General features: G+C 60.5%; 10 protein-coding genes and 4 pseudogenes. 9 read left to right on the top strand and 5 right to left on the bottom strand.

Translation table 11 applies throughout. The annotated features are described in order from the left end of the window. Nucleotides 1-88: 88 nt before the first annotated feature. Together ACFP9U_RS04705 and ACFP9U_RS04700 are read right to left on the bottom strand one after the other, a co-directional pair. A complete protein-coding gene (locus tag ACFP9U_RS04705; protein WP_378619413.1) occupies nucleotides 89-355 on the bottom strand; it encodes a hypothetical protein in 267 nt (88 codons plus the stop codon). 116 nt (nucleotides 356-471) lie between these two features. Further along, the gene (locus ACFP9U_RS04700) at nucleotides 472-1,875 is read right to left on the bottom strand and encodes a type II and III secretion system protein family protein (protein WP_378619412.1); all 1,404 of its coding nucleotides are present in this window, start codon (nucleotides 1,873-1,875) and stop codon (nucleotides 472-474) included. A gap of 470 nt (nucleotides 1,876-2,345) precedes the next feature. On the opposite strand from ACFP9U_RS04700, the pseudogene ACFP9U_RS04695 reads away from it, so the two are divergent. Next, nucleotides 2,346-2,750, top strand: a pseudogene (locus ACFP9U_RS04695) (IS6 family transposase); the annotation flags it as partial. Nucleotides 2,751-2,777: 27 nt separating this feature from the next. Continuing rightward, nucleotides 2,778-3,041, top strand: a pseudogene (locus ACFP9U_RS04690) (alpha/beta fold hydrolase); the annotation flags it as partial. Nucleotides 3,042-3,225: 184 nt separating this feature from the next. Here ACFP9U_RS04690 and ACFP9U_RS04685 read toward each other — a convergent pair. Next, nucleotides 3,226-3,451: pseudogene (locus tag ACFP9U_RS04685) on the bottom strand (transposase); the annotation flags it as partial. 294 nt (nucleotides 3,452-3,745) lie between these two features. On the opposite strand from ACFP9U_RS04685, the gene ACFP9U_RS04680 reads away from it, so the two are divergent. Further along, nucleotides 3,746-5,590: a M60 family metallopeptidase gene (locus ACFP9U_RS04680; RefSeq protein ID WP_378619410.1), complete on the top strand. Its 1,845-nt coding sequence runs from the start codon at nucleotides 3,746-3,748 to the stop codon at nucleotides 5,588-5,590. Nucleotides 5,591-5,933: 343 nt separating this feature from the next. Here the strand turns inward: ACFP9U_RS04680 and ACFP9U_RS04675 are convergent. Beyond that, nucleotides 5,934-6,116 (bottom strand): annotated as a pseudogene (locus tag ACFP9U_RS04675) (ATP-binding protein); the annotation flags it as partial. A 168-nt stretch (nucleotides 6,117-6,284) separates the two neighbouring features. Beyond that, complete coding sequence (locus ACFP9U_RS04670) at nucleotides 6,285-6,722, bottom strand: MarR family winged helix-turn-helix transcriptional regulator (RefSeq protein ID WP_378619409.1); 438 nt, start codon at nucleotides 6,720-6,722, stop codon at nucleotides 6,285-6,287. Between the two features lie 80 nt (nucleotides 6,723-6,802). Here ACFP9U_RS04670 and hmgA point away from each other — a divergent pair, with 80 nt between their 5' ends. The 6 genes from hmgA (at nucleotide 6,803) to maiA (ending at nucleotide 12,968) form a co-directional block, all read left to right on the top strand. Continuing rightward, complete coding sequence (gene hmgA / locus ACFP9U_RS04665) at nucleotides 6,803-8,170, top strand: homogentisate 1,2-dioxygenase (RefSeq protein WP_378619407.1); 1,368 nt, start codon at nucleotides 6,803-6,805, stop codon at nucleotides 8,168-8,170. Between the two features lie 56 nt (nucleotides 8,171-8,226). Continuing rightward, a complete protein-coding gene (fahA, locus tag ACFP9U_RS04660) occupies nucleotides 8,227-9,474 on the top strand; it encodes a fumarylacetoacetase (RefSeq protein ID WP_378619405.1) in 1,248 nt (415 codons plus the stop codon). Nucleotides 9,475-9,480: 6 nt separating this feature from the next. Next, nucleotides 9,481-10,431 carry an MBL fold metallo-hydrolase gene (locus tag ACFP9U_RS04655; protein ID WP_378619404.1) on the top strand — a complete coding sequence of 317 codons (951 nt, stop codon included), beginning with the start codon at nucleotides 9,481-9,483 and terminating at the stop codon, nucleotides 10,429-10,431. 92 nt (nucleotides 10,432-10,523) lie between these two features. After that, the gene (locus ACFP9U_RS04650) at nucleotides 10,524-12,137 is read left to right on the top strand and encodes an FAD-dependent oxidoreductase (protein ID WP_378619402.1); all 1,614 of its coding nucleotides are present in this window, start codon (nucleotides 10,524-10,526) and stop codon (nucleotides 12,135-12,137) included. After that, nucleotides 12,134-12,337, top strand: coding sequence for a DUF2783 domain-containing protein (locus ACFP9U_RS04645; protein ID WP_378619401.1), 204 nt, complete (start codon nucleotides 12,134-12,136; stop codon nucleotides 12,335-12,337). The genes ACFP9U_RS04650 and ACFP9U_RS04645 overlap by 4 nt, the downstream gene beginning before the upstream one ends. Next, on the top strand, nucleotides 12,330-12,968 hold the full coding sequence (gene maiA / locus ACFP9U_RS04640) for a maleylacetoacetate isomerase (protein WP_378619399.1): 639 nt from the start codon (nucleotides 12,330-12,332) through the stop codon (nucleotides 12,966-12,968). The genes ACFP9U_RS04645 and maiA overlap by 8 nt, the downstream gene beginning before the upstream one ends. Nucleotides 12,969-12,988: the final 20 nt, after the last annotated feature.

Below are 12,988 nucleotides of genomic sequence, written 5' to 3'. Positions count from 1 at the left end.
CCTCCTAATCCCGGTCAACGTGCAGGGTGAGCGGATATGGGCACTGAAAGCGGCATTCATCAAAATGTTCGTCGATCCAGCAGTGCGGCTATTGGTTGGTTGTCCCGACGGCCTGCGTATAGCTTTCGGCGGGAGCTTGTTCTTGCTGCCGCGGCTGGTAGGGATCGCGGTTGGCAGGGACGGCGATGTCCGTGTACCGTACGTTGGCATCCCACGGATCCACCATCTGCATGACGGTATTGGCGGCGATCGCGTCTCCAGCGGCGAAGCTCACGCCCTCTGTGCGCAGCGGCGGGTCCGCCGCGCAGCCGGCCAGTGGGAGCAGGGCGCAGGCAAGCGTGAGTCTAACCCGCATTTCACATCTTCCCTGCGCTCTGCGTCGTTCTCCTATCCTGTCGTCCGTTTGGACCGGTACATGGTCCGGGGACCCTGAGAAACACGGGCTGGGCATCTTCTCAACCGTCACGCACATCACTGCAACTCCAGGAAGTGTCCTGCACCCGGGGCAGCTGCCGTGGCGGATGCACGCATTGGTGCCCGCACCTCCTCGATATTGCCCAGGAACAGCTCCCCGTCATGTGGCGGAGCCGAGTCGTCCGCGGGCGTCGCCACCTTGTTCGAAGGCGAAATCGGTTTCACGAGATGGGGTGTAACGATGATCACGAGATCGGTTTCTCTGCGCTGATAGGCCTTGGACGAGAACAGTGCACCTAGAATAGGCAACCGGCCGAGACCCGGCACGCGCTGGGTATTGATCTCGTTCTGGGTTTGCAGGATTCCCGCGATCATGAAGCTCTGGCCGCTGCGCAGGTCGACCGAGGTGCGCGCGCGCCGCACGGTGAAGCCGGGAATGGCGATTTCACCCACCCGATAGGAGGCGGTGGTGTCTATGGAGGAAACTTCGGGCTCGATGTCGAGCGAGATAAGGCTATCAGAAAGAACGGTGGGCGTGAAATCAAGGCCGACGCCAAACTTCTTGTAGGTGACGGTGATGCGGCCTTCTTCCTCCGAGACCGGAATGGGAAACTCGCCGCCGGCCAGAAAGCTGGCGGTCTCTCCAGACCGGGCGATCAGGTTCGGCTCTGCCAGGCGCCGGGCCACTCCGCGGTCTTCCAGGGCATCGATGGCGACGTCAATTGAAAAGCCGTCACTGACGAGCCCGCCGATGAGCGAGCCGGCCGGAGCGTTCGAGGATGCGGCCGGATCGCTGTTGAAGGTGATGTCGCCGCTGGAGGACATATAGGCGGCACTGATTTGGGTACCGAGCTCCTTGCCGACGGACCGGTTGATCTCCACGAAGCGCACATTGAGCTGAACCTGCTGGGATGAGGTGATCTCGAGCGTATTGATCACTTCCTCATCGCCTGCGAAGCGCTCTGCGATCTGGCTTGCTTTTTCGACCGCCACGGCATCGGGCGCGGAACCGGAAAGGACGATCCTTCCATTGGCTGAAGTCACTTTGACGTTTGATCCCGGCACGCTGTCCCGGATCGTATTCGCCAGCACCTTCATATCGAGGGTTACCTCGACGTCGATCGTACCGATGAGGCTCTTCTGCGCATCGTAGAGCGCTATCCCCGTCGTCCCCAGGCCCTGGCCCAGGACGTAGAAGGAATGGTCCGTCAGGGGATTGAGTGTGGCAACCTCTGGATCACCGATGACAATTTCGTCGAACGCCTCCGCCGTCTCGACCGTCAGCGGCTTTCCCTTCGCAACACGAATGGTCGAAGCCTCGCCAATTGAAATCTGGATGGAATCACCCTTGGCCAATGCGGATGAAAGAGGCACGAGTATGCAACCGAGTAAAACCGCGACGCATATCCCCAGATTCCACCGGCTCTTTGGGCAGGCATGGCTGATGACAGCCGCTCCCATGTCGTCCCCTCCCGCAGTCGCCAATCTCCGCCCACTATCCCCTCGCAACAACTTACTAAACTGAGGGATGCCCGCGGGGCGGTCAACTCCATATCAGCTTCCCCACAGACAATATGCCGGGAATGCACTTAACGCCGGACCGCGCAGTTAGTCTGATGCCGAGCCTCGCCATGCAGGCCGGCGGCAGCTACAGAGCGGATGCGCCGATCACGCAAAGTCGAATGGCGGGGTGTCGGATGCGTGCCTGCCGGGATCGGCGGGCAACATGTTCGGCGAACATAACCAATAGCGACGATTGGACCCGGAAAGAAGGCTCCGAGCAAAGACGCGCATAAAAATCCGTAAGCTGTTGGCTCGGTACGGATACCCTCCAGATCTCCAGAAGGCTGCTGTTGATCTCGGGTTCTGTCGCAAACTTTTCGGTAAGGCAAACGGAGGCATGAAACGCTCGTCAGTTTGAGGAGCTCATCATGTTCAAAGGTCGCCATTTCGACCAATCAGTGATCTTGTTGTGCGTACGCTGGTATCTGGCGTACAATCTCAGCTTACGTGACCTTGAAGAGATGATGACCGAGCGTGGCTTGAACGTCGACCATTCGACCGTGCATCGCTGGGTTGTGCACTTCTCCCCTTTGCTGCTTGAGCGCTTCAACCGACGCAAGCGTACCGTCACCGGCAAGTGGCATGTCGATGAAACCTATATCAAGGTGCGCGGGCGATGGAGGTATCTCTACCGCGCCATCGACAGCGTCGGCGGCACGTTCGAATTCTATTTCAGCCCACAGCGGGACCTGCCGTCGGCCAAGCGCTTCTTCAGAAAAGCGTTGGAAACGACATGATCGACCCGACGCGTTGTCATCGACGGCAGCCGAAGCGTTCACACCTGAGCAGTTTGCAAGGATCCTGGGTTCGGCTATAGCGGTACACCAGATGATTTCGACTACAGCTTTGACGGCTACGCCAGGTGGCTCGATCAGCTCGTGCAGCAGTTGAAGGTCGAGCGCTTCGTGATCTATCTCCATGATTTCGGCTCACCGATCGGCGCTCGGTTGGCAATCATGCGACCCGACAGAGTTGTTGCCCAGATTATCCAGAACGGTGACATCCCGTACGAAGATGCGCTTGGTCCGAAATATGCCGACATCGAAAAGGCCTGGCAAGCCCCCTAGCTGCATCAGAGAGCAGGAAGCCCAGCGCCTCCACCGGCGGGGGCTCGCCCGCGGCGATCGCCCCGAACGCGAGGCGGAGCACGATGGTCCGCCTCTTCCGCCAAGAATCATCTCGATCGTTCATTCCCGAACGTTGAGGCAACGCATAAATGACCTCTAGGCACGTCCAACCTGCGAACTCCAGCCTGCGCTGCACCTGTTGGTAGACGATCTCCCAAGGCGGCAGATCGTTGGGCATCCAGCGCCACGGCGCGCCCGTCTTGACGACGTAGCGCAGGCCGTTGAAGACCTCGCGCACTGATTGTGTCCGCTGCGCGCTCTTCGGGCAGAAGGATCAGATAGGGCACGACAAGCGCCCATTCTTCGTCGGAAACGTCCGAAAGGTAAGGCTTGCGAGTGTTGTTCATCCCGCAAACCTTCAAAAATTATGGTTTACCAATCCCTAACAGCCTCTAGGTGGAAAATCGATATTCATTCTGGTATATTTCCTTCAGGGTAATCTTGCAGTTGCAGGAAACAGTCTTCACCCGGATAAACAGGGCCTTGCTTATCCTCACGATAGCGATCTGACGCAACCCATTGCATTGCAACATCTCCAACTAATCAATGGCGAGAGAGGCGAGGATCTACGCAGGCGGTATTTCGGAAATGCCAACTAAGCTGGTGACGGCATGAGGAAATTCACTATGCAAGGAATAAGCTTGGCGCTCGGCGTCTTGCTCATGGCGGTCTCAACGACCGCGGCGGCCGTTGAGATCCCAGAGGGGGATTATTACATCGTTGCGAAACACTCCTACAAGGCGCTCACGGCCTTTGAGGACAGCGAGGGAGAAATCGTCCTCGGCCAATCCGACCGAAAACCCGATAATGATCCCACGCAACTGTGGACCATCACCAGGGCGAGCAACAAAACAGGCGGCGAATCCTATCGAATCCGGTCCCGACAATACGGATCGTACCTCGCCGAAGGAGATGAAAACGAAAACGGTGATATAAGCGTTGTCCTGGAAGACAAGCAATCCGCCAACAGGAAGAATTGGCGCTTCGAGCCATACCTGAACAGCTATGGCATCGAACTGGGAAATAGTGGGACAACCCTCAATGTGACCGGCAGTGATCTGGCGGACGATGCCCAGATCATCGTCTATGACGCCAGCACGGACGACAATGCGCAATGGTTGCTCTATCCGCTCCGCGATAGAGACGAAACCACAGCACTGACTTCACAGAGATCGCAATTCGACAATCTGAACAAACGCTATCGGCTTGCTCCGATGCCTGCGGCAACCCGCGAGGCAAACCGGCTGCGACGCATGAAGCTGATGGATTATCAGCCAAGCGGTGTGTTCGTGGAAGAGGGGGAAGCGGTATCGGTTACGGTGGAGGGCCTGTCGTCTTCCCCGGACGGGCTGACGATTATGGTCGGACCGATGAACAGTTTCTGGGATGAAATGCCTGAGGATGACCCGCAACTGGTCACTGCCGAGGAGGGAAACACTGATTTCACGGCGGAGCGCGATGGACTGATTTATTTCCTTTATGCGGACAGCGGCTTCAACACGACCCCTTTGCCCCCGATTGAGGTGGAAATAGCGAACGGCGGCAGTTCAATTCCGTTTTATATTGAGGGGCAAACGACCCTCGACGAATGGAATGCCATGCTGGAGGAGCGGGATGCTGCGCCATTCGTGGAGATGGTGAGCAAGCATGTCGCCATCACCGTAACCCGCGAAGACTATATGACGTTGGACCAGAGCAACCCTGCGGAAACCCTCCACATTCTCGAACAGATTCTTGACTGGTATGATGACGTGTCGGGACTCGACGGTTCATCTGAGTTGCACAGACCGTCCCCGTTGCGCCTCCATTATCAGCAGGACACGGTTACCTCGCCGGAGGTCTTTGAAGGCGGCGTATACATGTATGCAGGCAACTATTTTGTCGGGTTCCCCGGCGAGACCATTGGCGATCTGCTGGATCCGGAGGAACTGCGCCATGCCTGGTCGATCTGGCACGAGACAGGTCACAAATACCAACAGTGGGACTGGACCTGGGAGGATGTCGTTGAAACGACGGTCAATATCTATTCCCTCAACGCCGAAGCACATTTCGGCGAGCTGACCCGCCTGCAAGAACGCGATGAAGACACCGGCCAGACCACACTGGAGCAGGCAGAGCAATATCTGGCGCGGAAGACGCGTGATTTCGACAATGCCGAGCAGATGCGTGACGGCGCGGATGACCGCAGGGAGCTTTGGATCCGGCTCGTCATGTTCGATCAATTGCGGCGCGGTCTCGGCGAGGAATTCTATCCGAGACTTCACAAATACTATCGCGAGCATCCGCTCGATGACGACGCCCTGGAAAATGAGGCTGCGCAGATACAGGCCTTTGTTTTGCGGAGCAGCATGATTGCGGACCGCGACCTGACGCGATTTTTCACCGATTGGGGGGTGCCCATCGAACGTGAGACCGCGAACAGACTGAAGCAACTGAACCTGCCTCCTGCGGATCCTGATTTGTCACGCCTCGAATTGGACGATTGATACCGGCGGATCGTTCGCTTGGATAGCTAGATACCTATTCGGACCACGGATGGCGCACAGCAAAGAACAGATTGAGGGGGGCCGCCGTTAACGTGAAGGCGAGCATCGTCGCCAACGACAGGAAGAAGTCCGAAGGCGCGCCGGATTGGCCGCTCGTCGGTCATGAGCGCGAACTCGGTGATCTTTCCTGGCGGGCACCCCGTGCACCTGACAGACTTGCCGGATGCGCAGTCCGAGCACCCTCTCGAAGAGCTTTTCCATGTTGAACAGCAGCGCCGAACCATCTGCGTCGCCGGTGCGAACATCCGGGTAGAGGCCTGACAGCAAACACTGGCTCCCAATGCCGGATGCATGCGCGGGCGACACCGATGGCGAGATGGGTTTTGCCGGTTCCGGTGCCGCCGATGAGTACGACGTTGCGCTGCTGTTGCAGGAAGTTGCCGCTGGCCAGGTCGCGTACCAGGGTCTCGTTGACCGGGGTGTCGGTGAAGTCGAACTCGTCGATCTCCTTGGCCAGTGGCAGCTTGCCGTGGGCGTTGCCGTTGGCGTGCGCCGATCGCTTCGGCCAGGATTTGTGCTGTTTGAGGTGAAAGGCGAATTGGGGCTGTCCTGGGCCCGGTAGATAACTCTTAAAATTAATTGGATGGTGGCCAAGTCCAGTCGAGACGTTAAACTGCGACTTTCGTTCGTTTGGTCATTCGGCGAGGCGCTTCAGAATCTCGCGCAGGCGCCGGGCGTCTTCTGTGCCAAGCCGGTCTTGCAGATGCGCCTCATAGTCGCTGGCGGCCTTCGAGAGATAAGCAAAGGCCTCGCGCCCCGGCGCGCGCAACACCAGACGTTCAACCCGGCGGTCCAACTCACTGACGGAGCGTTCGAGGAATCGCTTTTCTTCGAGGGCACGGACGGCGCGCGACACTTTGGTCTTGTGGATCCGCGCGCGTTCGGAAATTTCCTTTGCGCTCAGCTCGCCGTAGCGGCCCAGATGGAACAGCACCCTCCATTCCGTTCTCAACATGCCGTAACGCTCACGGTAGGTCTTTGAGAAAATTTCGCTTTGCGTTTCAGCCGCAAGATTCAGCAGGTAGGGCGTGAAGCCCGAGAGCTCGAAGCCGGCCGCGCCCGATTTTCTCATCCGCGATCCGCAATTTTTCGATTGATAGTTACAAAAGCAACTATCAACCTATCAATAGAAGGTCAATGGAGGAGATCACCATGAGCCATCTGAACGGGATTTCCGGACTCACGCGCGCGGCTGGCACTCGTGCCTTGCACGAAGGCTATATGCCGGGCTTCGGCAATGATTTCGAAACCGAGGCGTTGCCCGGCGCGCTGCCCGAGGGCATGAACTCGCCGCAGAAATGCGCTTATGGCCTTTACGGCGAGCAGCTCTCCGGCACCGCTTTCACCGCGCCGCGCCATCAGAATGAGCGGACCTGGTGCTATCGTATCCGGCCCTCGGTCAAGCACTCGCATCGCTATGAAAAGATCGAGTTGCCGTACTGGAAATCAGCGCCGAATGTGGATCCGGACGTGATCTCGCTGGGTCAGTACCGCTGGGACCCGGTGCCGCATTCCGATGCGCCGCTGACCTGGCTCACCGGCATGCGTACCATGACCACGGCGGGCGATGTCCACACCCAGCTGGGCATGGCGAGCCATATCTACCTCGTCACGCTGTCCATGGTGGACGAGTATTTCTATTCCGCCGACAGCGAGCTGCTGATCGTCCCGCAGGAGGGCCGGCTGCGCTTCTGCACCGAACTCGGGATCATCGATCTTGCACCGCAGGAGATCGCCATCATTCCGCGCGGCCTCGTCTACCGTGTCGAACTGATCGACGGCCCCGCCCGCGGCTTCGTCTGCGAAAACTACGGGCAGAAATTCGACCTGCCTGGCCGCGGGCCCATCGGCGCCAACTGCATGGCGAACCGGCGCGATTTCAAGACCCCCGTCGCCGCCTTCGAGGACCGTGACGCCCCCTCCCGCATGGTCATCAAGTGGCAGGGCCAGTTTCATCAGACCCACATCGACCATAGTCCGCTCGACGTGGTGGCGTGGCACGGCAACTACGCGCCGGTGAAGTACGACCTGCGAAACTACTGCCCGATCGGCGCCATCCTCTTCGACCACCCCGATCCGTCGATCTTTACCGTCCTCACCGCGCCGTCGGGCATCGAGGGCACAGCCAATATCGATTTCGTGCTGTTCCGCGAGCGCTGGACGGTGATGGAGGATACCTTCCGCCCGCCATGGTACCACAAGAACGTCATGTCCGAGCTCATGGGCAACATATACGGCGAGTATGACGCCAAGCCCCATGGCTTCGCCCCCGGTGGAATGAGCCTGCACAACATGATGCTGCCCCACGGTCCGGACAACGAGGCCTTCGAGAGGGCGACCTTCGCGGATCTGGAACCCATTAAGCTCGACAACACGATGTCCTTCATGTTCGAGACGCGTTTCCCGCAGCATCTGACGCGGTTCGCCGCAAAGGAAGCGCCGCTTCAAGACGATTACATCGACTGCTGGTCGACGCTGAAGAAGCGCTTCAACGGGACACCGGAAGGTGACTGGAACTGAGAGTTCTCACGGGGCGTCCGGTTCCCCGCGTTGAACCGAAGACTACTGGAGGAGACATGGGTCTCATCAAAAGTTGGGTTGTTTCAGCGAACAGCCCGGATTGCGACTTTCCGCTGAACAATCTGCCGTACGGCGTTTTCGACGAGGGGCAGGGCGCGCGCATGGGCGTTGCCATCGGCGATTGTGTTCTGGATGTCGCCAAGGTGGAACACGGGTTGGATGCCGCGCTGTTCGCAAAGCCTGAATGGAACGCCGTCATGGCTGCAGGGCCCCAGGTCTGGGATGCGCTGCGCAGCCGCTTGACCGAACTGCTTTCGGACGAGACCAACAGGGCAGCCGTCGAGCCGCATCTGGTGCCGCTCTCGGATGTTACGCTGAAGATGCCGTTCACCGTCAGCGAATTCACCGATTTCTATGCTTCGAAAAACCACGCCTTCAACGTCGGCACGATGTTTCGTGGCCCGGAAAATGCACTGCCGCCAAATTGGCTGTCGATTCCCATCGGCTACAATGGCCGGGCGTCTTCGGTGGTTGTTTCGGGCACTGATGTCAGGCGTCCCTGGGGCCAGCTGAAAGGCCCGAACGACGAACTGCCCCGCTTCGCGCCCTGTGCACGTTTCGATCTCGAACTGGAGGTGGGTGCGATCGTGGGCCAGCCCTCGTCGGGAATGGTTTCAGTCGATCAGGCCGAAAAGATGATCTTCGGCTATGTGCTTCTGAACGACTGGTCCGCGCGCGACATTCAGGCGTGGGAATACCAGCCGCTGGGGCCGTTCCAGGCCAAGGCGACGGCCACGACCATCGGCCCGTGGATCGTCACCAGGGCGGCTCTGGAGCCTTTCCGCGTTCCGACGCCGGAGCGGGAACGCCCGCTGCTGCCATATCTGCATGAACCGGGCCCGATGCTGTATGACATCGACCTGTCGGTGGGCCTCGCACCCGAGGGCAAGGGCGAGACAATTATCGCCCGGACGAACTATTCGAACATGTATTACTCGGCCGCGCAGCAGCTTTGTCACCACACGACGAGCGGCTGTGCGATGCGCGTGGGCGATCTGCTGGGCTCGGGGACGATCTCGGGTACTGACAGGGATAGCCGCGGATCGCTTCTGGAACTCAGCTGGGGGGGCAGGGAACCGATCACGCTTCAGACGGGGGAGAAGCGCAGCTTCCTCGAGGACGGCGACACGCTGACACTTTACGGTGCTGCAAAGGGCGACGGCTACCGCGTCGGCTTCGGCGCCTGCACCGGCAAAGTCCTACCCGCCATCGAGCAGCCCGAATGGACCAAAGAACAAGGATAGACCGCAATGGCAAAGGTATTCGCCTCCCAAGGGGATATGGAAGAAAAGAAGGTCAGCTTCACGGAGGTGGGCGACGGGCTCTACGCCTTCACGGCCGAAGGAGACCCGAACACGGGTGTCATCATCGGCGATGACAGCGTGATGATCGTCGAGGCGCAGGCAACGCCGCGACTGGCGCGCAAGGTGATCGACTGCGTCCGCTCGGTGACGGACAAGCCGATCTCGCATCTGGTGCTGACCCACTACCACGCGGTTCGTGTCCTGGGCGCCTCGGCCTATGGTGCGCGGGAAATCATCATGTCCGACGTCGCCGCCGCCATGGTGGAAGAGCGGGGACAGGAAGACTGGGACAGCGAGTTCGGGCGCTTCCCCCGGCTCTTTCAGGGGCACGAGGAAATCACGGGTCTGACCCGCCCCACCACCACTTTTTCGGACCGGATGACCGTCTATCTCGGCAAGCGTCGTGTCGACATCATGACGCTGGGCCGCGCCCACACCGCTGGGGACGCGGTGATCTGGGTGCCGGATCAGGAGGTCATGTTCACAGGTGATATCGTAGAATACCACTCGGCCTGCTACTGCGGCGACGGCCACTTCGCTGACTGGCCCGAAACGCTGGCCAATATCGCGGCGTTCGAGCCGAAATCCATCGCGCCCGGACGTGGTGACGCGCTGGTTGGCGAAGCGCAGGTTACCGAGGCCATCGCAAACACCGCGGATTTCGTCCGCTCCACCTACAAACCGGTGGAGAAGGTCGTTGCACGGGGCGGCACATTGAAGGAAGCATGGGACGCGGTGCGCACCGAATGCGATCCGAAATTCGCCGACTACGCCATCTACGAGCACTGCCTGCCATTCAACGTGGCCCGCGCCTACGATGAGGCGCGCGGAATCGACACGCCCCGCGTCTGGACCGCCGAACGCGATCGGGAAATGTGGAACGCGTTGCAGGCGTGAAGCCGCGTCCGGCCCGCAGCCGGCGAGCACGCGGGTGGGAGGAGCCCAGAGGGCCGGCGGACTGAGGTGCGAAAGACATCCGGGAGGAGATCATGCCAGCATACGATTATCAGTCGCAGCCCTTTATGCGGCCGCCGGAACTCGACGGCGGCAGGACCGACGCCCCGGTGGCCATCGTCGGCGCCGGCCCGATCGGCCTTGCCATGGCGATCGACCTCGCGCAGCGCGGCATTCGTTCGGTGCTGCTCGACGACAACAACGTGGTTTCGGTGGGTAGCCGGGCAATTTGCTGGTCGAAACGCACGCTTGAGATCTTCGACAGGCTGGGCGTCGGCGAGCGCATGCTCGAGAAGGGCGTGACCTGGAAGGTCGGCCGCATTTTCCATGGCGACGAAGAGGTCTATTCCTTCGACCTTCTACCTGAGGACGGGCACAAGTACCCCGCCTTCATCAATCTCCAGCAATATTATGTCGAGGGGTACCTGCTCGACCGCGCCCGCGAATTCCCCGAGTTGATCGATATCCGCTTCCTCAACAAGGTGGTGGACCACGAGGATCTGGGGCAGAGCGTGCGGCTCTCGGTCGAGACCCCCGAAGGCAATTACGGCTTCGAGGCGCAATATCTCATCGCCTGTGACGGGGCGAACTCTTCGACGCGCCGCCGCATGGGGCTCGATTTCACCGGGCAGACGTTTGAGGAGCAGTTCCTCATTGTCGACATCGAGATGCAGGACAGTCCCTTCGGGGCCGAAGACGTGCCGGAGCGCTGGTTTTGGTTCGACCCGACCTTCCATCCGGGGAGATCGGCATTGCTGCATCTCCAACCCGACAATATCTATCGCATCGACCTGCAACTCGGCCGCGGCGCCGATGCCAGGGAGGAGGCGACCGAGGAAAAGGTCATTCCCCGCGTCAAGGCCATCGTGGGCGACAAGCCGTTCCGGCTCGACTGGCTCTCAGTCTACAAGTTCCGCTGTATGAAGCTCGATCGCTTTGTGCATGGGCGGGTTATCTTTGCCGGCGACAGCGCCCATGTGGTCTCGCCCTTCGGTGCGCGGGGCGGCAACGGCGGCATCCAAGACGTGGACAATCTCGGCTGGAAACTTGCCGCCGTGCTGGCAGGCAAAGCCGATCACCCCATAATCGAAACCTATCACGACGAGCGCAGCCATGGATCGGCCGAGAACATAAAGAACTCGACGCGTTCGACCAATTTCATGACGCCGAAGACCCCAATCGAGGCGCTGTTTCGCGCCGAGGTCCTGCGCATGGCCCACGACCAGCCCTTCGCACGGCGTCTGATCAATTCGGGGCGCCTGTCGCTGCCCTGTTCGTTGGATGGCTTCGCGCTGCAGACCCCGGGAGCCGCGCAGGTGCAGCCGGGTGCGCCGATGGTGGATGCACCGGTGGGCAACGGCTGGCTGATCTCGCTCGTGCAAGGGGATTTCACGCTGGTGGGCTTCGGCAATGTGGCGCTGCCCGATGTGCCGGACTTGCGCCGGATCGGCATCGGCCAGAGCGCGACGGATTATCCCTGCCACGCCGATACGGAAGGCTATGCGCTGCAGCGCTACGGCAAGGATATCGCCTATCTCTTCCGGCCCGACGGTCATGTGGCGGCGGTCTTCGAGGCACCGACCGAGACCGGGATACGGGCGGCGATGAACCGCGCATTGGGGCGCGAAAGCGCGTGGGAGACGGCATGATGAATGCGAAACATGCTTATGAAGACGGCTTCGGGGGGCAGCAGGACGCGTTCTATGAAGCGCTGATCGGCGCCCATGAGGGGCTGTCCGATGAGCAGAGCCATCGGCTCAACGCCCGCCTCGTGCTGCTCATGGCGAACCGGATCGGCGATCTGGCCGAGTTGCGCGGCCTCATTAACACGGCGCGTGCCTATGAGTGAGGTCATCCTTTACGACTACTGGCGCTCCACGGCGAGCTACCGCGTGCGGATCGCACTCAACCTCGCCGGGATCGCCTTTACCGCGGTGCCGGTCGACTTGACGGCGGGCGATCAGCGGGCCGAGCCGCATCTGGCGCGTAACCCGCAGGGGCTCGTTCCGGTGCTCGAGATCGACGGGCTGCGGCTGACCCAGTCCTTGGCCATCCTCGATTACCTCGAGGACACGGGCCGACTGTCCTTGCGCCCCGGCACCCCCACCGCTGCCGCCCGAATGCGCGCCATAGCGCAGGCAGTGGCCTGCGATATCCACCCGGTTTGCAACCTGCGCGTGGCGGCCCATGTTGTGGCACTCACCGGGCGCGAGGAAAGCCGTGCCGAATGGATGCGCCATTTCATCCGCCGGGGACTCGAGGCCGTCGAGGCGCTGCTTGACGCTGCCGGCCCCTATGCCATCGGTGCCGCGCTCAGCCAGGCGGATCTGGTGCTGGTTCCGCAGCTTTACAACGCCGCGCGCTGGGGTGTCGCAACCGATGATCTGCCGCGTCTCGCCCGCGTGTCCGCAGCCTGTACCGCGCTGCCCGCTTTTGCCGCCGCGCACCCCGAGGAGGTGCGCCCGAAACCCACCAACTGATCAGATCACCGCCGCTCGGG

The organism is Nitratireductor sp. GCM10026969 (assembly GCF_042660605.1).
GTDB lineage: Bacteria > Pseudomonadota > Alphaproteobacteria > Rhizobiales > Rhizobiaceae > Chelativorans.
The sequence above is the reverse complement of the archived record's forward strand: the minus strand, read 5'-3'. Positions and strand labels throughout refer to the sequence as shown.

Coding starts and splice junctions, on each gene's coding strand:
- ACFP9U_RS04650 (WP_378619402.1), top strand. CDS start 10,524: ATGCCAGCATACGATTATCAGTCGCAGCCCTTTATGCGGCCGCCGGAA.
- maiA (WP_378619399.1), top strand. CDS start 12,330: ATGAGTGAGGTCATCCTTTACGACTACTGGCGCTCCACGGCGAGCTAC.
- ACFP9U_RS04700 (WP_378619412.1), bottom strand. CDS start 1,875: ATGGGAGCGGCTGTCATCAGCCATGCCTGCCCAAAGAGCCGGTGGAAT.
- ACFP9U_RS04670 (WP_378619409.1), bottom strand. CDS start 6,722: ATGAGAAAATCGGGCGCGGCCGGCTTCGAGCTCTCGGGCTTCACGCCC.
- ACFP9U_RS04705 (WP_378619413.1), bottom strand. CDS start 355: ATGCGGGTTAGACTCACGCTTGCCTGCGCCCTGCTCCCACTGGCCGGC.
- hmgA (WP_378619407.1), top strand. CDS start 6,803: ATGAGCCATCTGAACGGGATTTCCGGACTCACGCGCGCGGCTGGCACT.
- fahA (WP_378619405.1), top strand. CDS start 8,227: ATGGGTCTCATCAAAAGTTGGGTTGTTTCAGCGAACAGCCCGGATTGC.
- ACFP9U_RS04645 (WP_378619401.1), top strand. CDS start 12,134: ATGATGAATGCGAAACATGCTTATGAAGACGGCTTCGGGGGGCAGCAG.
- ACFP9U_RS04655 (WP_378619404.1), top strand. CDS start 9,481: ATGGCAAAGGTATTCGCCTCCCAAGGGGATATGGAAGAAAAGAAGGTC.